At 66.2% G+C, this 17,376-nt stretch carries 18 protein-coding genes; 10 read left to right on the top strand and 8 right to left on the bottom strand.

The annotated features are described in order from the left end of the window. Window positions 1-39: 39 nt before the first annotated feature. From J9885_RS02830 to J9885_RS02820, 3 genes are all read left to right on the top strand, one after another. Entirely contained in the window at window positions 40-1,980 is a 1,941-nt protein-coding gene (locus J9885_RS02830; RefSeq protein ID WP_210548025.1) for a methyl-accepting chemotaxis protein, read from the top strand. A 641-nt stretch (window positions 1,981-2,621) separates the two neighbouring features. Beyond that, window positions 2,622-4,022 carry an OprD family outer membrane porin gene (locus tag J9885_RS02825; protein ID WP_134695435.1) on the top strand — a complete coding sequence of 467 codons (1,401 nt, stop codon included), beginning with the start codon at window positions 2,622-2,624 and terminating at the stop codon, window positions 4,020-4,022. Window positions 4,023-4,136: 114 nt separating this feature from the next. Further along, window positions 4,137-4,967 (top strand): SDR family oxidoreductase, encoded by an 831-nt coding sequence (locus J9885_RS02820; protein WP_210548024.1) that lies wholly within the window; start codon window positions 4,137-4,139, stop codon window positions 4,965-4,967. Window positions 4,968-5,015: 48 nt separating this feature from the next. Here the strand turns inward: J9885_RS02820 and J9885_RS02815 are convergent, their stop codons facing one another. Further along, window positions 5,016-5,348, bottom strand: a complete 333-nt coding sequence (locus J9885_RS02815) for a DUF1904 family protein (protein WP_210548023.1) — start codon at window positions 5,346-5,348, stop codon at window positions 5,016-5,018. 70 nt (window positions 5,349-5,418) lie between these two features. Here J9885_RS02815 and J9885_RS02810 point away from each other — a divergent pair, with 70 nt between their 5' ends. The 6 genes from J9885_RS02810 (at window position 5,419) to J9885_RS02785 (ending at window position 11,051) form a co-directional block, all read left to right on the top strand. Continuing rightward, entirely contained in the window at window positions 5,419-6,306 is an 888-nt protein-coding gene (locus J9885_RS02810) for a TraB/GumN family protein (RefSeq protein ID WP_210548022.1), read from the top strand. 156 nt (window positions 6,307-6,462) lie between these two features. Next, window positions 6,463-6,612 (top strand): DUF3149 domain-containing protein, encoded by a 150-nt coding sequence (locus tag J9885_RS02805; RefSeq protein WP_010673287.1) that lies wholly within the window; start codon window positions 6,463-6,465, stop codon window positions 6,610-6,612. A gap of 151 nt (window positions 6,613-6,763) precedes the next feature. Continuing rightward, window positions 6,764-7,345, top strand: coding sequence for a DNA endonuclease SmrA (gene smrA, locus J9885_RS02800; RefSeq protein ID WP_043758470.1), 582 nt, complete (start codon window positions 6,764-6,766; stop codon window positions 7,343-7,345). A gap of 106 nt (window positions 7,346-7,451) precedes the next feature. Then, window positions 7,452-8,930 carry a carboxypeptidase M32 gene (locus J9885_RS02795; RefSeq protein ID WP_210548021.1) on the top strand — a complete coding sequence of 493 codons (1,479 nt, stop codon included), beginning with the start codon at window positions 7,452-7,454 and terminating at the stop codon, window positions 8,928-8,930. A gap of 139 nt (window positions 8,931-9,069) precedes the next feature. Beyond that, window positions 9,070-10,578 (top strand): AlkA N-terminal domain-containing protein, encoded by a 1,509-nt coding sequence (locus J9885_RS02790; RefSeq protein WP_210548020.1) that lies wholly within the window; start codon window positions 9,070-9,072, stop codon window positions 10,576-10,578. Further along, window positions 10,575-11,051, top strand: coding sequence for a methylated-DNA--[protein]-cysteine S-methyltransferase (locus J9885_RS02785; RefSeq protein ID WP_210548019.1), 477 nt, complete (start codon window positions 10,575-10,577; stop codon window positions 11,049-11,051). Before J9885_RS02790 ends, J9885_RS02785 begins: the two co-directional genes overlap by 4 nt. Before the next feature lie 29 nt (window positions 11,052-11,080). Here J9885_RS02785 and J9885_RS02780 read toward each other — a convergent pair whose 3' ends face one another. Then, window positions 11,081-11,494, bottom strand: coding sequence for a helix-turn-helix domain-containing protein (locus tag J9885_RS02780; RefSeq protein WP_210548018.1), 414 nt, complete (start codon window positions 11,492-11,494; stop codon window positions 11,081-11,083). 73 nt (window positions 11,495-11,567) lie between these two features. Here J9885_RS02780 and J9885_RS02775 point away from each other — a divergent pair, with 73 nt between their 5' ends. Further along, window positions 11,568-12,059: a DUF2938 domain-containing protein gene (locus J9885_RS02775; RefSeq protein WP_210548017.1), complete on the top strand. Its 492-nt coding sequence runs from the start codon at window positions 11,568-11,570 to the stop codon at window positions 12,057-12,059. On the opposite strand, the gene J9885_RS02770 is transcribed toward J9885_RS02775, so the two are convergent. The 6 genes from J9885_RS02770 to J9885_RS02745 form a co-directional block, all read right to left on the bottom strand. Then, window positions 12,056-12,721, bottom strand: a complete 666-nt coding sequence (locus tag J9885_RS02770) for a class I SAM-dependent methyltransferase (RefSeq protein ID WP_210548016.1) — start codon at window positions 12,719-12,721, stop codon at window positions 12,056-12,058. The genes J9885_RS02775 and J9885_RS02770 overlap by 4 nt on opposite strands. A 106-nt stretch (window positions 12,722-12,827) precedes the next feature. Beyond that, window positions 12,828-13,085 carry a DUF1272 domain-containing protein gene (locus J9885_RS02765; protein ID WP_210548015.1) on the bottom strand — a complete coding sequence of 86 codons (258 nt, stop codon included), beginning with the start codon at window positions 13,083-13,085 and terminating at the stop codon, window positions 12,828-12,830. A 30-nt stretch (window positions 13,086-13,115) separates the two neighbouring features. Beyond that, window positions 13,116-13,445, bottom strand: a complete 330-nt coding sequence (locus J9885_RS02760; protein ID WP_210548014.1) for a DHCW motif cupin fold protein — start codon at window positions 13,443-13,445, stop codon at window positions 13,116-13,118. A 103-nt stretch (window positions 13,446-13,548) separates the two neighbouring features. Beyond that, entirely contained in the window at window positions 13,549-15,426 is a 1,878-nt protein-coding gene (locus J9885_RS02755; protein ID WP_210548013.1) for a U32 family peptidase, read from the bottom strand. A 129-nt stretch (window positions 15,427-15,555) separates the two neighbouring features. After that, window positions 15,556-16,167, bottom strand: coding sequence for a LysE family translocator (locus J9885_RS02750; protein WP_043758450.1), 612 nt, complete (start codon window positions 16,165-16,167; stop codon window positions 15,556-15,558). A 127-nt stretch (window positions 16,168-16,294) separates the two neighbouring features. Continuing rightward, window positions 16,295-17,248 carry a LysR family transcriptional regulator gene (locus J9885_RS02745; protein ID WP_210548012.1) on the bottom strand — a complete coding sequence of 318 codons (954 nt, stop codon included), beginning with the start codon at window positions 17,246-17,248 and terminating at the stop codon, window positions 16,295-16,297. Window positions 17,249-17,376: the final 128 nt, after the last annotated feature.

The raw sequence follows: 17,376 nt of genomic DNA, 5'->3' as shown, positions 1-17,376 counted from the left end.
AAGCTCGCGCCCATTGCGTGGTTCAAGCAGGAATCTGATGTGAAAATTGCCCACTATGCCTCCCTCTCCTCTCTCGTCTTGCTGCTGGTGGCCGGGGTGCAGGCCGCCGCCCTCTATCAGGGGTGGCAGCAGTTCAATCGGGCCGAACAGGCCCAGCGCCAGCAGGAGCAGCTGCAACGGCAGCTGAGCGGCCCGCTGCAGGGGGCGCTTCGCGACTACCTCGGCAGCGGGGATCCCCTGCTGCTGGCCCAGGCCCAGGGGGTGCGCCAGCAGGCGCTGGCGCTGCTGTCCAGCCTGGCGGATCCCCAGACCCAGCCGCTAAACGCCCGGCTTGAGCAGATGGGCGCACGCATCGACGGCGACTACCTAGCGGCGGGCAAGCTGTCGGGCAACAGCCAGTGGCTCCTGCAAAATGCCGAGAACGAGCTCGCCGCCCACGCCCGTACCCTGCTGCGCTATGGCCAGCAGGGGGCTGCCACCCAGGGAGCCGATCCCGCGCTCGCCGAACAGTATCGCCAGGGGGCCGCCGACATCCTGGCCGCCCTGCCCGCCCTCGCCCACCAGCGCCAGAACTACATGGAGCAGGCGAGCGCCAAGCGCCTCGAAGGGCTGCGTTTCGAGCTCGCCGCCCTGCAAAAGCAAGCGGACGCTCTGGCGGCCCTGCCGAGCCTGAACCTCTTCAAGGAGGCCCCCGCCGACGAGTTCACCCTGGGGGAGCCGCAGCGCCAGGAGCTCGGGGATCTGCCCAAGGCCGAGCTGGTCTCCCTGCTCAAACGCTACCCCATGGAGCTCGAGAACAGCCGCAAGGCGCTGCAACAGCAGCAGGCCGCCCGTCAGATGGTGCAGCAGGACATCGCGCACCTGCTGCAGGCGGGGGAGCAGCTCGGTGAGCGGCTCGCCGCCGCCCGCCAGACGGTGAACCGGGAGCTCGCCACCGTGCTCGGCGTGCTGGCACTCTGCCTGGTGGTGGTCGCCCTGCTGTTTGCCCTGGTGCAGCGCCGCTGGCTGGTCAGGCCGCTGCTCCAACTGCGGGCCGCCTTCCTGCAGCTCGATGCCACGGGTCAGGCGCAGCTGCTGGCCCAGGGGCGCGAGCGCAACGAGCTGGCCGACATAGTCGCGAGCTACAACCGCCTGATCCAGCGGCTGCAGCAGGATCAGCAGCAGAAGGCGGGGCAGCTCTCCAGCGTCTCCTCCAGCCTGCAGGAGATGGTGGCCCAGGTGCAGGAGATCCATCACAGCACCCGTACCACGGAACAGGCGGTGGACGAGAGCGACACCATGATGCAGGAGCTCAACCAGCTCGCCAGCGAGGTGCATCAGGTCGCCGCCGAAATCGCCCAGCACGCCCAGCACAACGAGCACTCCATGAGCCAGAGCGAGCGGCTGGTGGGAGGCATGCTGACGGCCACCGCCCAGACCGGGCTCGCCATCGACGAGAGCAGCTGCGCCCTGGCCCAGCTGACCCGCTCGGTGGAGGACGTGACCGCCATCGTCGACGTCATCGGCCACATCTCCCAGCAGACCAACCTGCTGGCCCTCAACGCCGCCATCGAGGCGGCCAGGGCCGGGGAGCAGGGACGCGGCTTCGCGGTCGTGGCCGACGAGGTGCGCCACCTCTCCGCCGACACCCAGCGATCCCTCGGCCAGATCACCGAGATCCTGGCGAGTCTCACCCAGGCGGGGGATCAGCTCGCCACCGTGCTGTCCCGCATCACCGCCGAGGCGGCCGGGCAGCGCCAGCAGGCCGAGCAGCTGCGCCAGACCACCCAGACGGTGCGGGAGATGGCGCGCAGCACCGCCGTCATCGCCCTGCAGGGGGCCGACAACGCCAAGAGCCAGGAGCGCAGGCTGGCGAGCTTTGCCGACCTCATCGGCCGCATCAGCCAGCACGCCCGCCAGGGCAGCCGGCTCTCCGTCCAGGTGTCGGAGCACATCCACCACCAGGCCCAGCAGATCCCACGGATCCTGAGCCAGGCCTGACTCCGGGCCCGGCACCACGCCGGGTCGCGGTTCCCCGCACGTCCCCCTCTGTCTCCAGCAAGAGCCAGCCATCCCCGGCGGGCTTGCAAGGCCGCCTCCCGAGCGGCTGCGACCACCCCAGACACCCGCACAGGGTGGCAGGCCTGATCCCCATGCCAGCATGGCTGCGCCCGCCCCGGGGTCGGCCACATCTTTTTTTGTGACACAAAATTATATGTTGCCATCAAGTTAACAAAGAAAGTTCAGCCTTCTCGTCAAGATCCGCTCAGGATAACGGTGAACACACCTTGAAAGCGTTCTCATTGCCGACATGAGTGGCCTGAGAGTGCCCACATCAAGCATCATGATTATTTGCACTCGGTCATATTTTTGAAACTTGGCGGGAACTTCATGTTGATATTTCGCACCGCGAACGTACTCTTGGTGATGTCAGATCGCCAAGGATCCAGACTCAAAAAATAACGACTGAAACGATGCAGATTGTCCCGTGACGATGCGCCAAGGCATACGGACACAGGGACACGACACAGAGAATTTTTTTGCCCTTCGGGGTGTTGATTGCAATGCCAATACCGAGCGGCGGGCCCGTACCCGACTGCCGGATAAAAAAGCTAAGTCCATAAAATCAGGAGCAATAACAAATGGAAAAAGTGATCTTCAAGCGCGCCGCCTTGAGTGCCGCCGTGGTCGCGGCGCTGGTCGCCCCGGGCATGGCACTGGCTGCCCAGGACATGATGAGCCCGGAATACGGCAAGTCCTACCAGGCGTTCACCGACGATGCCAAAGTCACCGGCGGTCTGTTCTACTTCCAGCGTGAACGTGACCGCAAGCAGGCCGGTCCCGGCCAAGATGGCAAATACCACTCCAACCTGAGCCATGCCACCACCCAGGCAGCCCTGAACTTCAACTCCGGCTATGCCTGGGACGTCGTGGGTATCGATCTGGGCGGTTTCGGCGCCTATGACCTGGCCGTTGACGAGAGCAATGGCGTCAACGAAGAGAACGAATTCTCCTTCTGGGGCGACCAGTGGGGTTCAGGTGGTGACGGCGTGCCCGAGAACGGCTTCAGCCTCTCCAACGCCGCCCTGAAATTCAAGTTCGGTGAGCATGTCACCGCCAAGGGTGGTTATACCCAGCTCTACGTCCCGGGTATCCTGGGGGTCAACTGGTCCTATCAACCCGGTACCTACCGCGGCGGCCAGATCGAAGGCACCTTCGGCGGCCTCTACCTGACCTACGCCATCGCCGACGAGTACAAGGCTCCCTGGTTCAAGAACACCGCAGGCTTCTCCAAGAGCAGCCCCTACGCCAGCGATCCCTTCAGCGACGCGAACAAGATCGACTACATCCACGGTCTGGCCGCGCGCTACACCTTCGAGAACGGCACCGCCATCACAGGTGGTTTCGGTCAGTCCGAAGGCTACATGGACAGCTACCACTTCAAGCTGGCCCACAAGTTCGACGTACTGGGTGGCCTGAACACCAGCTACCAGTTCTACGGCTCCGAGACCGACAACAACGATTACGATGGTCTGGCATGGCAACAGGCTCTGACCGCCAGCTGGAACTACGCCCAGTACGGCTTCCGTCTGGAAGGTCTGTGGACCAAGGCCGAGGGTGATCAGGGCAACTACCTGCCCCGTCTGACCCGCGGCTACGGCAACTCCCAGGGTGCGAACGAGATCTGGTGGGATTCCCGCTCTGACTGGAACCATAACGACGAGAAGGCCGTGTTCTTCGGCGTGACCCGTTCCCTGGATGATCTGGTGGGCGCACCGGGTTGGGGTGTCGGTGTCTCCGGTGCCTACGGCTGGGATGCCAACAACGGCGACAGCTCCCTGGAAGGCGGCAAAGAGTGGGCGGCGAACTTCGACGTCATGTACACGGTGCAGGATGGCAAGCTGAAGGGCACGCTGTTCAAGCTGCACTACACCGACTACAACAACGAACAGGACGACAAGGGCAGCTGGTACTACCCGAACATGTTCAGCTCCGAGCATGACGTCAAGTTCCACATCATCATGCCGTTCACCATCCTGTGATAACGCATCTGACGTGACCGAAAACCGGGCCCCTTGGCCCGGTTTTGTTTTTGGCGCGGCCACGCTACCATGCCGGTTCGGGCCACCCGCCGGCCGCCAATCAGGATGATCTTCATGCCCCACCCCTTCGTGCTTGTCACCGGCTGCTCCAGCGGCATCGGCCTCGCCGCCGCCAAGGCGCTCGGCGCCCACGGCTTCACCGTCATCGCCTCCGCCCGCAAGGCTGGGGACGTCGCTCTGTTGCAGCAGCAGGGTCTCTTGGCGGTGCAGCTGGATCTCGCCGACACCGCCAGCATAGAGCACGGTGCGGCAGAGGCGCTGGCCCTGGCCGGGGGCCGCCTCTACGGTCTGTTCAACAACGGTGCCTACGGTCAGCCCGGTGCCCTGGAGGATCTCCCCACCGAGGCACTCCGGGAGCAGTTCAACACCAACCTGTTCGGCTGGCACCACCTCATTCGTCAGGTGCTGCCCCCCATGCTGGCTGCGGGCGAGGGACGCATCGTGCAGAATAGCTCCGTGCTCGGTCTGGTGGCCATGAAGTATCGCGGCGCCTACAACGCCAGCAAGTTCGCGCTGGAAGGTTACAGCGACACCCTGCGCCTGGAGCTCGCGGGCAGCGGCGTGCACATCAGCCTGATAGAGCCCGGCCCCATCGACACCCGCTTTCGCGCCAATGCCCGGGACGCCTTCCTGCGCCACATCGACCCGAGTGCGAGCCGCCATCAGGCCGCCTACACCCAGACGCTGGCCAGGCTGGAGCGTGAAGGGGGGGCCCGTGGCTTCACCCTGCCAAGCGAGGCCTGCATCCCGCCGCTGATCCACGCGCTCAGCAGCCGGCGCCCCAAGCACCGCTACCCCGTCACCTTCCCGACCCGGCTGTTCGCCGTGCTACGCCGCCTGCTGCCAAGCCGCCTGCTGGACCGGCTGCTGATCAAATCCGCCTGACGCCAGACAAACGCCGCCCCGCAGCCAGAGGCCAGGGGGCGGCATCTTTCAGTAGTGCTGGCCGTTGCTGTAGTAGTGGGATTTCACGATAGGCAACACCTGCACCACCACATAGGTCTGCTCTCCCAGGACCGCCTTGAGATGACGGGTGATAAGCGCCGCGGCGGCATCCTGCACCTCCTGCGGGCGCTCGAACCAGACCAGCTCCACGAAGGGGGAACCGGCCTCGATCACCCCGTCCCGCACCTGGGTCGTGGGGACGCACTCCAGGGTGACGAACTCCGGCTTGCCGCCGGTCAGGGCACAGAGCTCCGCCGTCAGGGGCACGCTTATCCGCTGAAGGGTGTCGACAGAAACTGCCCGAAAACGAAGGTGGGGCATGGGAAACCTCTTGGCTGTGACAAATGAGGACTTATCATAGAGCACTCATCCCGCTCACATAAGGTGCCTCATGAGATTCCATCCCACGCTGCTCTCCTTCCTGCTCTGCCTGCTGCTGCCGCTGTACGCCTTCGCGGATCCGGCCTTCTACCGCATCAACAAGGGCAAGGAGCAGCACTGGCTGCTGGGGTCCATCCATGCGGGCAAGCCCTCCCTCTATCCCCTGCCGGATCCCGTGGAGCGGGCCTGGCAACAGAGCCGGGCCCTGGTGATGGAGGTCGACATGACCCGCATCAGCCAGACCCAGTGGCAGGAGATGGGCGCCATCACGCGGCTGGTGGACGGCAAGACCCTCAAGGATCACCTGCCGGAGGATCTCTACCGGCGCACCCTGATCGCCGCCGGCCAGAACGGCCTGAACGAGAGCATGCTGGCCCCGCTGCGTCCCTGGTTTGCGGCCATCACCCTGACCCAGGCGGCCCTGGAGCGCACCGGTTTTCGCGGCGATCTCGGGGTGGATCAGCACTTCGCGAAACGGGCGAGCGACGGCGGCAAGCCCATCGTCGGGCTGGAGACCCTGCTGGAACAGCTCGGCTACCTCGCGAGCGTCGGCGACAACCAGACCCTGATGCTGGAGAGCACCCTGGATGAACTGCCCGAACTCGAGAAGGGGTTCGCCGCCGTGATGACGGCCTGGCAGCGTGGGGACGAGGCCACCCTCATCAGCCTGCTGAAGGAGGAGATGGCACCGCCCAAGCTGCAAGCCTGGCTGGAGCAGACCCTGCTGGCGGAGCGCAACCGCAACTGGATCAAGAAGTGGCCCGGCCTGCCGAACGAGAGTTTCATCGTGGTAGGGGCCCTGCATCTTTACGGCGAGCACGGGCTGCTCGCCCTGCTGGAGCAGCAGGGCTGGCGCATCACGCCGCTCACCGAGCCCACCCCCGAGGGGGCGAAATAGCGCCGTCTCCCCCGGGACGGCGGCCGGCGATGGGAGGCGGCTCACAGAATGGGTTGCCGATTAAACAACCAGAAGGGGACTTGATCGAGATCATCCCCACCCTCCCAAAGAGGTATCTATCATGCCTGTCATCGCCCAGTGACAGGAGTGAACGAAATGGAATTCTGGATGAACCTGATGTTCGGCAACAGCGTGGGGCTGATGTCCATGCTGGTGATCTTCGGCACCTTCCTGCTCATCAGCGCCTACGCGGTCTATTTCATCTACAAGGTGATGCACGCAGAGCCGCCGAAGGAAGGACAATAACCCCAGGGGCCAGCCATAAAGGGAGGTGCACGCAGCGTCCCACCGGGCAAGACGCCCAGCCCGTGCGGGTGCCCCCTCGCCCACCCCGCCATTCTAAGCACAGGCCAGCCCCGCTATAATGGCCCCCTCATTCTCATGCGGGGAGCCTGCCGTGTCTCATAACGACGAACTCTCACTGTTCCTGCAGGAAGTGGCCGACGTGCGGCCGCTGCGCAGCGACCACATCGCCCCCACCGCGGGCAACAGCCAGCCGACCGAGGCGCAACTCGCGCGCCGCCAGGCCGCCACCGCCGAACAACTCACCCTGGATCACCTCGGTATGGAGGGGATCGAGATGCTGGATCCCCACGCCATCGTCGGCTTCAAGCGCGACGGTGTGCAGGAGGGGGTCTACAAGAAGCTGCGCCTCGGCAAGTACGAGTTGCAGGGCTCCCTCGATCTGCACCAGAAGACGCTCAACGAGGCGCGAACCGCCCTGGTGCAGTTCGTCCAGGAGTGCGAGGCGCGGGACATCCGCTGCCTGCTGATCCTGCACGGCAAGGGGGAGCGCAGCACGCCGCGCGCGCTGCTCAAGAGTCACGTCAGCGCCTGGTTGCCGCAACTGCCGGCGGTGATGGCCATGCACAGCGCCGAGCGGCGCCACGGCGGCAGCGGTGCACTCTATGTGCTGCTGCGCAAGAGCGAGCGCAAGAAGGCGGAAAACCGCGAACGTCACCAGAAGCGCCTCGGCTGACTGCCTGAGGGTGGCACCACGGTGGATGGCAGTGCTAGCATCGGGCGGCCCCGATCATGCCAGGTACGGGGTGCATACCATCAGGGACGATAACAAGGACAATCCCATGTCATACCAAAAACTCGAACAACATCAGCAACAACTGCACCGCCTCTCCCACCTGTCCGCCATCTGCGGCTGGGATCAGGCCGCCATGATGCCGGAGGGGGGCAACGAGGCCCGTGCCGAGGCGATGGCGGAACTCGGCGTGCTGATCCACGGCAAGCGCACAGCACCGGAACTCGGCGACTGGATTGCGGCGGCCGAGGGGGAAGCCCTGGACGCGACCCAGCGCGCGAACCTGCACGAGATCAAGCGCCAGTGGCAGGATGCGAGCCTGCTGCCGGGGGAGCTCGTGGAGGCGCTGTCCCTCGCCGGCAGCAAGTGCGAGCACGCCTGGCGTCGCCAGCGCAAGGAGAACGACTGGGCAGGCTTTGCCCCGAACCTCGAGGAGGTGGTACGCCTGTCGCGGGAGGTGGCTCGCCTGCGCGCTGAGGCGCTCGGGGTGCGCCCCTATGACGCCATGCTGGCGCTGTACGAACCCGGTATGACGAGCGCGAGGCTGGATCAGATCTTCGGCGATCTGACGAGCTGGCTGCCGGATCTTATCCAGCGCGTGAGTGAACGGCAGAAGAGCGACATGATCCTGACGCCGCAAGGCCCGTTCCCGATCCCGACGCAGCAGGCGCTCGGCCAGGAGGTGATGGGGCTGCTCGGCTTTGATTTCGCGCACGGCCGGCTCGACGTGAGCAGCCACCCGTTCTGCGGCGGCGTGCCGACGGACGTGCGCATCACCACGCGCTACAACGAGCAGGAGTTCGTCTCCAGCCTGATGGGCATCGTCCACGAGACGGGCCACGCGCGTTACGAACAGGGCTTGCCGCGCGCACTGCTCGGCCAGCCGGTGGCCGAGGCACGCTCCATGGGCATTCACGAGAGCCAGAGCCTGTTCTGCGAGATGCAGCTCGGCCATCACCCCGCGTTCCTGTCGCTGATAGCGCCGCGCATTCGCGCGCACTTCGGGGCACAGGATGCGCTCGCGCCCGCGAACCTCGAGAAGCTGTACAACAGGGTCGAGCCCGGCTTTATCCGCGTCGATGCGGACGAGGTGACGTACCCTGCGCACGTCATCCTGCGCTACGAGCTGGAGCGCGACTTGATGGAAGGGCGTATCGAGGTCGCGGACATACCCGAGCTGTGGGACGCGAAGATGCAGCAGTGGCTCGGCCTGTCCACAAAGGGCAACTACCAGAACGGCTGCATGCAGGACATCCACTGGACAGACGGCTCGTTCGGCTACTTCCCGAGCTACACGCTCGGCGCCATGTATGCGGCGCAGCTGCGCTTCGCGCTCGAACGTGAGCTCGGCGACATGGGCACGCTCGTGGCGTCTGGCCGCCTGCCGGAGATCTTCGGCTGGCTCGGCCGCCACATCTGGTCCCAGGGCAGCCTGCACGGCACGGACGAGCTGATTCGCCGCGCGACCGGCGAGGCGCTCAATCCCCAGTGGCTGCGCAAGCACCTCGAACAGCGCTACCTGAAATAACCGCTCCCGGGCGCGACTCATCTCGCGCCCGCTTTCCCCCTGCCCGACTATTTTTGCTATCCCTGTCCGTTTTTGGCTAGTCACCCCCCTCGCACCCGCTTAGTCTCAGGCACATGCCCACAGAAATCCGAGTCATGCCATGACCACTGTCAGCCCACCCCCATCCCCCAGGGACGAGATCATCCCGGGCCTCACCCGGGAGCAGTGCCACGCCGCGCGGCTCGCACGCGATGCGCGCTTCGATGGCCGCTTCTTTACCGGCGTGCTGTCCACCGGCATCTATTGCCGCCCCGTGTGTCCGGCGCGGGCACCGCACGAGCACAACGTGCACTATTTTCGCTTCGCGGCGGCGGCGGAGCAGCACGGACTGCGCCCCTGCCTGCGCTGTCGCCCCGAACTCGCACCGGCGCAGAGCGGCGATCTGCCGCCGCTCGTCGCCCAGGTGCTGGCGCGCATCGAGCGCGGCGAGCTCGCGGAGCACAGCCTGGGCACGCTCGCGGCGCAGGCCGGGATCACGGAGCGCACGCTGAGGCGCCAGTTCGAGCAACACCTCGGCGCGTCGCCGAAGCAGGTGGAGCAGACGCGTCGCCTGCTGCTCGCGAAACGGCTGCTGACGGAGACGCGCCTGCCGATCACGGACGTGGCGTTTGCCGCAGGCTTTGCGAGCATTCGTCGCTTCAACGACGCCTGGCTTCAGGCGTATGGCATGGCGCCGGGCACCCTGCGCAAGCAGGAAGGGGGGACTGGCGAGGCGGCGCCGCAATCGAACCTGCAACTGCACCTGCTGTATCGCCCGCCGTTCGATGCCCAGGCCATGCTCGCGTTCTACCGGCTGCGCGCGATTCCGGGGCTGGAGCGGGTGGATGAGCACGGTTACGAGCGCCGTCACCGGGTCGGCGATCAGGAGGGGTTCATCCGCATCGAACCCGTCGAGGGGGAGAGGCTCAGGCTGACGGTGCGGGATCTGCCGCCGGGCGCGCTGCCGGACATCCTGTACCGCGTGCGCCGCATGTGGGATCTCGACGCCGACATGGGCCGTATCGGCGAACACCTGGGGCAGGATCCGCTGCTCGCCGGCATCCAGGAGCGCTGGCCCGGGGTGCGGCTGCCGGGGGGGTGGGATGAATACGAGGTGATGCTGCGCGCCATTGTCGGCCAGCAGGTGTCGGTCAAGGGCGCCATCACCATCATGGGGCGTCTGGTGGCGCGCACCCTGGCGCAGTTCGGCACGGCGCAGCTGCCCACGCCGGCCCAGCTGTGCGAGCTCAATCTGGACGGCATCGGCATGCCGGGCAGCCGCATCCGCACGCTGCAAGGGCTGGCCTCGGCGCTCGCGAGCGGCGCGCTCACCCTGGGCACAGCAAGCGATGAGCAGCTGCTCGCACTGCCGGGCATAGGGCCCTGGACGGTCGCCTACTGGCGGCTGCGCTGCGGGCTGGACACGGACGCCTTCCCCGCCTCGGATCTCGTGCTGCAAAAGGCGCTCGGGAACGGGAACAAGCTGCCGGTGAAGGAGGCAGAGGCGCGAAGCGCCCCCTGGCAGCCGTGGCGCGCCTATGCCGCAAGCTGGCTGTGGCACGCCATGAGCGAACAACCGGCGCTGCTCACGCAGCCTCGAGCTGAACGAGACGAGGAGAAAACATCATGATCCGCTACGATATTTTGCCCACCCGCTGCGGCGATCTGCTGGTCGCCATCGACGGGCGCGGTCTGGTCCACGTGGACTTCGTGGCCGGCCTGCGGCCACTGCCCGACATGCGGGACTGGCTGCAGGACGGCGAGGCGCTCGCCCCCTTCCTCGCCGAGTTTGAGGCCTACTTCGCAGGGCGCTTGCAGCGCTTCACCCTGCCGCTCGCGGCGCGGGGGACGGCGTTTCAACAGGCGGTGTGGCGGGCGCTGTGCGACATCCCCTACGGGGAGACCCGCAGCTATGGCGACATCGCCCGCGCCATCGGCAAGCCGAGCGCGGTGCGGGCGGTGGGGGCCGCAAACGGGCGCAATCCGCTCTCCATCATAGTCCCCTGCCACCGCGTGATCGGCCAGAACGGCAGCCTCACCGGCTATGCGGGGGGCCTGCCCATCAAGCAGGCGCTGCTGGCGCTGGAGGGAAGTGACGCCTGAGAAAGCGGCCTGCTCGCCCCAGCCTCGTCTCAGGGGCGCGGCGGTTTGCGTCTCTGGATGACGCCACGGGCGGCGGCCCCCAGCAGGCGGCGAAAGGTGGGACAGCTCATGTGGCTCGGCGCCGGGCAGATGGCGGCATGGCGCAGACCGTCGCGCATGGCGGTCAGCTTCACTATGGTGCGATCCAGCTCTTCGGCCTTGTGCAGCAGCTGCTCCCTGTCTATCTCGGGACGCCCGTCGTCCCCGAACATACGTGCGATCTCGTCCAGCGAGAAACCCGCCGCCCGCCCCAGGGCGATGAGCGCCAGGCGCTCCAGCACGCTGGCCGCAAACTGGCGCCTGATGCCCTGACGGCCAAGAGCCTGGATCAGCCCCTTCTCCTCGTAGAAACGCAAGGTCGAGGCAGGCACCCCGGACCGCTTCACCACCTCGGATATATCCACACGCCCCCCTTGACCTCAAGTCGACTTGAAGTCGTACGCTAGCGTCCGTGTCATCACAAGGGAAGAGAAAATCATGAACACTGTGTTTTCCGTGCTGTTGATCGGGGTCGGTGCAACGGCCTTGATGGATCTGTGGGGCGTGGTGCGCAAGCCGCTGCTGGGCATGCCGCTGCCGAGCTACGCCATGATGGGTCGCTGGATCGGTCACATGGGCCAGGGCCGATTCCGTCATGAGGCCATTGGCGCGGCCAGCCCCATCCCGGGGGAAAGCCTCATCGGCTGGAGCGCCCACTACCTCATCGGTATCGCCTTCGCCGCCCTGCTGATCGCCACCCAGGGCCAAGACTGGCTGCTGGCGCCCACGCCGGGCCCGGCCCTCGCCCTGGGCCTGGTCACAGTGGCAGCCCCGTTTCTTGTCATGCAGCCCTGCATGGGGGCTGGCATCGCCGCCTCCCGCACGCCCCACCCCGCCTCGGCCCGGGTTCACAGCCTGATCAACCATGCCGTGTTCGGCCTGGGGCTGTATCTCTCTGGCTGGGCGCTGCACACCCTGTTAGGGGGCTAACGCCGCTGCGCCAGCCAGCCGTGAAAGCCCAGCGCCTGAAAGAAGCGGTGCGCCGCGGCGAAACCGGCCCCTTGCAGCAGGTGCCGGGTCTGCCCCTCGTCCAGCGTGACGAAATCCTCCCCGAGGCGGCGCACCATCTGCTCGCAGGCAGGAGGCGGCAGACCGGCGAGGGCGGCCTGCAACCCCATGGCCTTGCGCTCAAGCGGGTCAGTTGGCGCCATCAGGTCCGCCAGCAGCAGGGGGGCACCGGGCACGAGTTGGCGGGCGATTTCTCCAAGCAGCGCAGCTTTCTGCGACAGGGGCAGAAAATGCAGCACCAACAGGCAGAGGGCTCCATCACATGGCATATCCGCCACAGGCAACGGGCCCAGGTGCCAGCACACCCTCTCCCCCATGCCCGCCTGCTCGGCCCGCATCCTGGCCTGGGCCAGCATGTCTGCCGAGATATCCTGGGCCACAAAGGTCCAGCGGGGGCAGAGGCGGCCAAGCAGCAGCAACTCGCTGCCCGTGCCCACCCCCACCAGCAGCACCCGGGCCTGCTGGCCCAGCGCGGCCATCAGCCGTGAGGCACAAAGCTGGTGCAGCAGCTCGTAGCCTGGCACCAGCAGGGGGATGCGGCTGTCATAGGCCCTCGCCCCTTCTCCGTCGAATCGCTCCGTCATCTTTTGCTCCTTTGGTTTGAGCCCCCTTGATAGGGGCTGCCGCCGGGAGAAGGTCAAGAGCCACAGGGGCAAGCCAGTTGCCAGCCCTTCCCATGAAGGGAGGGCCCTAGCGCCCCTTGTCCAGCGCCGCTTTCAGATCCGGATTGAAGACGCGCTGGAGGGAGGCGGGGTTGTTCACCAGCTTGGCCGCCGGGCGGCGGGGGCGCCTGACCAGCTCGCCGCCGCAGTTCGGGCAGGTCAGGTGCAGATACTGCTCGTTGCACTCGGCGCAGAAGGTGCACTCGAAGGAGCAGATGTAGGCCGTCGCCGTGTCGGCGGGCAGATCCTTGTCGCAGCATTCACAGTTCGGTCTGAGTTCCAGCATGGCAAGCTCCGGTAAAACGGGAAGAACGGCTCAGTCGACGATAAAGAGGCGGGCGCCCAGTTCGGTGTAGGAGCGATGGGGCTCGGCGTTGTCCGCCACCTGGTAGCTCATGCCCGGCGTCAGGGTGAAGACGCGGCCATCCTCCAGTTCGGTGTGCAGCTCCCCCTCGAGGCAGAGCAGCACGTGCCCCTTGCTGCACCAGTGGTCCGCCAGATACCCGGGGGAGTACTCCACCATCCGCACCCGCAGCTCCCCGAACTGCTGGGTGTGCCAGCGGGCGACGCCGCGCTCCCCCTGGTGCTCGCTCGGCGGGACCTCGGCCCAACGGGTCGTACAAAACGGCAGTGCATTGATGTTCATGACGGATCCTTTGTCAGTTGAGGATATGGGGCTGCTTTGAGAGACAAGCCCGCCCCATACTGCCATCTAATCCCCACCCGCCCCATCCCCACACGGGCAGCCGTCAGCGCTTGAGGCTGCCCATCACCTGCATCTCGCAGCGGTGGCAGTCAAAGCGCAGGCGGAAGCTATCCTTGCCCATCTTGAGCTCCAGGGGCTCGGCCTTGAGGCCGGGCACCTCCTTGGGGCAGAGGTGCTGGCTGTAGCGGATGCAGTGCTTGGTGATCATCAGCACCACCTCCCGCTCCTCCTTGTTTGCCTCATACGCGGGGGCGATGCGCTCTACCCCGTGGTCGCGAAAGAACTGCTCCGCCGCACTGTTCAGCACGTTGCCGAGGTAGGAGAGGCGGTGCTGGGGGTAGACGGCATCGCGCAAGGGGATGCGCCGCTCGGGTCGCCGGTAGGCGGCCAGTCGCGCCGTCTCCAGGGCAGCGATGCCATCCCGGCGCAGACCGTTAAGCTGTGAAGCGGCAATAAAGAGGGGAGTGGTGAATGCCAGCTCAATCTGGCGCGCCACAAACAGGGTGTTGCCGAGTTTACCGAGCTGGTCGCGCGCCTGTTGCAGCGCCCGCGCCGGGTTGTCAGCCGGCCGCTTGTCGCAGGGGAGCGTGACGGTGGCGCCAATGCCCTGCTCGTCGGTCAGGGTGAGACTCAATCCCTCGCCCCACTCACCGAGCCGCATGTCGACCCGGATGCGGCGATCCGCGCTCGACTTTTCGAGCAGCTTGCTGAAGGCCTGATCGTGATTGCGGAAGATCTCGGTGCCCACCTTGAGGCCGGGCATGGGTTCCGACAGCAGTAACCGCTTGCTCTGTGCCTTCTCCTCCACTTTATTGAGGCGCATCCCCACCAGCTCGCCCCCCGGCTTGAAGAAGCCAAGGCCGTCGCCGTTATTGAGGGTCACGGGCTGGCCGTCGATCTCTATCCCGTCCTTGTTCACCCTGGTGACGCGCCCGAGCGGCTCCCCCACGTATTTCGGGCTGCGCGGGGAGTCGATCCCCGGCTGTCGGCCATGGAGGAAGTAGTCGGTGCTGCCGCGGTTGAAGCTCTTTTTGGGATCCGGCGTGAAGCCGTAGGTGCAACGGCCGGCGGAGGAGGCCACCAGATCGGTGCGGCTCTCCAGGATGGCGTCCAGCTTCTGGCGATACCAGGCGGTGACGTTCTTGACGTAGTCGAGCCCCTTGAGGCGCCCCTCTATCTTGAAGGAGCGGATCCCTGCGGCGATCAGCGCCTCCAGGTTCGCGCTCTGATCCATGTCTTTCAAGGAGAGCAGGTGGCTGTTCTCCACCAGCACCTCGCCACCCGGGGTCTGCAGGGAGCAGGGCAGCCGGCAGAGCTGGGCGCACTCGCCCCGATTCGCGCTGCGGCCGGTGCGGGCGTGGCTGATGTTGCACTGACCGCTGTAAGAGACGCACAGCGCCCCGTGGATGAAAAACTCCAGCTGCACGCTGGTGGCCGCGCTGATCTCGCGGATCTGCGCCAAAGACAGTTCCCGTGCCAGCACCACCTGGGAGAAGCCCACGTCCTGCAGAAACTTCACCTTCTCCGGCGTGCGGTTGTCGGTCTGGGTGCTGGCGTGCAGCGCGATGGGGGGGAGGTCGAGCGCCAAGAGCCCCATGTCCTGCACGATGAGGGCGTCGGCCCCGGCTTCATAAATCTGGTGCGTCAGGCGCCGGGCCTGCTCCAGCTCGTGGTCGTGCAGCAGGGTGTTGAAGGCGACGAAGACCTGGGCGCCGAAGCGGTGGGCGTGGCGGGCGAGCGCCTCGATATCCTCGATGCTGTTGCCCGCGGCGCTGCGGGCACCGAAGGCGGGCCCCCCCATGTAGACGGCATCGGCGCCGTGGTTGATGGCCTCGATGCCATAGGCGAGGTTCTTGGCCGGGGCCAGCAGCTCTAGTCGGTTCTGTTCGGGGGGCGCGAGGCGCGGGGTCTGATCGTGCATGGTCTGGTCCCAGAGGAGCGACAAATGGCCGCCACTCTAGCGAGCCCCGGCTCCCCTCGCCTTGATCCCGCTTAAGATCACCGCAGAATGCAGGATTGGATCAGTCCCTGATCCCCCTTGAGAAGCGGATCAAATGACCACCTTGAGCGCCAATCCCAGCAACACCAGGCCGCTTATCTTGTCGATGATAAAGGACTTGGCCTTGAGCCAGGCAAGCACGGGCCCCCGGGAGAGCACCAGGGCTACCAGCGCATACCAGAGCGCGTCTATGCCGCCTGCGGTCAGCATCATGATCCCCCCCTCCCGCCAGCCGGTATCGGCGTGTACGAACTGGCTGAACAGGGCGATAAAGAAGATGGCGAGCTGGGGGTTCAAGAAGGCCACCATAAAGCCCTCGAACGCCCCCTGACGGCCCCGTGGCGGATGCCCCTCCTCGCTACCGGTCTCGCCGCCTGCCGGCTTGGCCAGCAGCGCCTTGACCCCGAGCCAGGCGAGGAAGGCGGCGCCACCGTAACGGATGAGATCGAACAGCAGCGGGGTCTGGGTGATCAAGATGGCGAGGCCGAGCGCCGTGATCAGGGCGTAGATCCCCACCCCCAGGCCGTGGCCGAGCGCCGTCACCACCCCATGGCCCTGGCCCCCCTGTACGGTGTTGCGGATAATCAATGCCAGGCTCGGCCCCGGGGCGATGGCCCCCATCACGCAGATGGCGGCCAGCGCCAGCCAACTCGTCAATTCCATACCCTTTCCTTCCTCTGTCGAATGTCGGTTCAGGCGATCAGAGTAGGGGGCGGCCAGCTATGCCAGAAGTGAAAGTTATGAATAGATTTCATAGCCATTGGCTATGGTCTGGCACCCGCTGCCGGTGCTAGCCGGGCTGGCCTCCCCCCGAGGCCAGCTGCTTGCGGCTCTCCCCCAGGGTGAACTGCAAGTGATCCCGCAGGAAGGGATAGGCCAGCTCGCGGAACCAGCGGTGGGCCGGATCCAGGTGGTGGCGCTGGTGCCACAGCAGATGGTACTGCTGGACCCGGGTGGTGAAGGGCAGATCGCAGAAGCTCAGGGCATGCTCCCGGGAGAGCTGCCAGGCGATGTGGGCCGGGGTGGTCATCAGGCAGTCGGTGCGCAGCAGCACCTCCACCGCCGCCTGGAAGAAGGGCACCCGGGCAAACCAGCGGCGGGAGAGCCCGAGGGGAGCCAGCACCTGCTCCACCGGGCTGTCCTTGTCGCCGCCGCCGCTCACCTGCAGGTGGGGCCAGGCGAGGTACTCCTCCAGGGTGGGGGCCGTGCCCGCGAGCGGGTGGTGGCGCCCCATCAGCACCACCAGCCTGTCCTCCCCCTGGTGCAGGCCCCGGATCTGATCCGGCACCAGCTCGGTGATGGTGGAGACCATGTCCAGCTCCGACTGCCAGAGCTGGGGCAGCAGGCGCTTGTCCCACAGGCTGTATTCCAGCGCAGCTTGGGGCGCGGCCTTCGCCAGCGCCGCGCAGATGTCCGGCAGGATGTGCTGGGCCACGTAGTCGGAGGAGGCGAGCCGGAATACCCGCTCGCAGCGCTCCGGGGCAAACTCCGGCGCCTCGTAGAGCCGCTCCAGGGCGCCGAGGGAATCGGCAAGCTGGGCCGCCAGCGCCTCCGCCCTCGGGGTCAGCAGCCAGCGCTGCCCCTCCCGCACCAGCAGCTCGTCGCCAAACTCGCTGCGCAGCTGGCCGAGCTGCTTGCTGATGGAGGGCTGACTCAGGTGCAGCAGCTCCGCCGCCCGGCTGATGTTGCGGGTCTCCAGCAGCACCTTGAGGGTGGGCAGGAGGTTGAGATTCGCTTTGTGCACTGGGATCACCTCGGGTGGCGGCAGGCTGGGTCGGGCCTTCATCTTAAGACAAGGGAGAGCGGGAATTTAAGCAAAATCACGGTCTTGCCCCTCCCCTCTCCCCTGCACGCCACCGGCCGCTGGATGAC

This window comes from Aeromonas sp. SrichE-2G (genome assembly GCF_017939565.1).
Lineage (GTDB): Bacteria > Pseudomonadota > Gammaproteobacteria > Enterobacterales > Aeromonadaceae > Aeromonas > Aeromonas taiwanensis.
The sequence above is the reverse complement of the archived record's forward strand: the minus strand, read 5'-3'. Positions and strand labels throughout refer to the sequence as shown.

Coding starts and splice junctions, on each gene's coding strand:
- J9885_RS02825 (WP_134695435.1), top strand. CDS start 2,622: ATGGAAAAAGTGATCTTCAAGCGCGCCGCCTTGAGTGCCGCCGTGGTC.
- J9885_RS02820 (WP_210548024.1), top strand. CDS start 4,137: ATGCCCCACCCCTTCGTGCTTGTCACCGGCTGCTCCAGCGGCATCGGC.
- J9885_RS02815 (WP_210548023.1), bottom strand. CDS start 5,348: ATGCCCCACCTTCGTTTTCGGGCAGTTTCTGTCGACACCCTTCAGCGG.
- J9885_RS02810 (WP_210548022.1), top strand. CDS start 5,419: ATGAGATTCCATCCCACGCTGCTCTCCTTCCTGCTCTGCCTGCTGCTG.
- J9885_RS02805 (WP_010673287.1), top strand. CDS start 6,463: ATGGAATTCTGGATGAACCTGATGTTCGGCAACAGCGTGGGGCTGATG.
- J9885_RS02795 (WP_210548021.1), top strand. CDS start 7,452: ATGTCATACCAAAAACTCGAACAACATCAGCAACAACTGCACCGCCTC.
- J9885_RS02790 (WP_210548020.1), top strand. CDS start 9,070: ATGACCACTGTCAGCCCACCCCCATCCCCCAGGGACGAGATCATCCCG.
- J9885_RS02785 (WP_210548019.1), top strand. CDS start 10,575: ATGATCCGCTACGATATTTTGCCCACCCGCTGCGGCGATCTGCTGGTC.
- J9885_RS02775 (WP_210548017.1), top strand. CDS start 11,568: ATGAACACTGTGTTTTCCGTGCTGTTGATCGGGGTCGGTGCAACGGCC.
- J9885_RS02770 (WP_210548016.1), bottom strand. CDS start 12,721: ATGACGGAGCGATTCGACGGAGAAGGGGCGAGGGCCTATGACAGCCGC.
- J9885_RS02765 (WP_210548015.1), bottom strand. CDS start 13,085: ATGCTGGAACTCAGACCGAACTGTGAATGCTGCGACAAGGATCTGCCC.
- J9885_RS02760 (WP_210548014.1), bottom strand. CDS start 13,445: ATGAACATCAATGCACTGCCGTTTTGTACGACCCGTTGGGCCGAGGTC.
- J9885_RS02755 (WP_210548013.1), bottom strand. CDS start 15,426: ATGCACGATCAGACCCCGCGCCTCGCGCCCCCCGAACAGAACCGACTA.
- J9885_RS02750 (WP_043758450.1), bottom strand. CDS start 16,167: ATGGAATTGACGAGTTGGCTGGCGCTGGCCGCCATCTGCGTGATGGGG.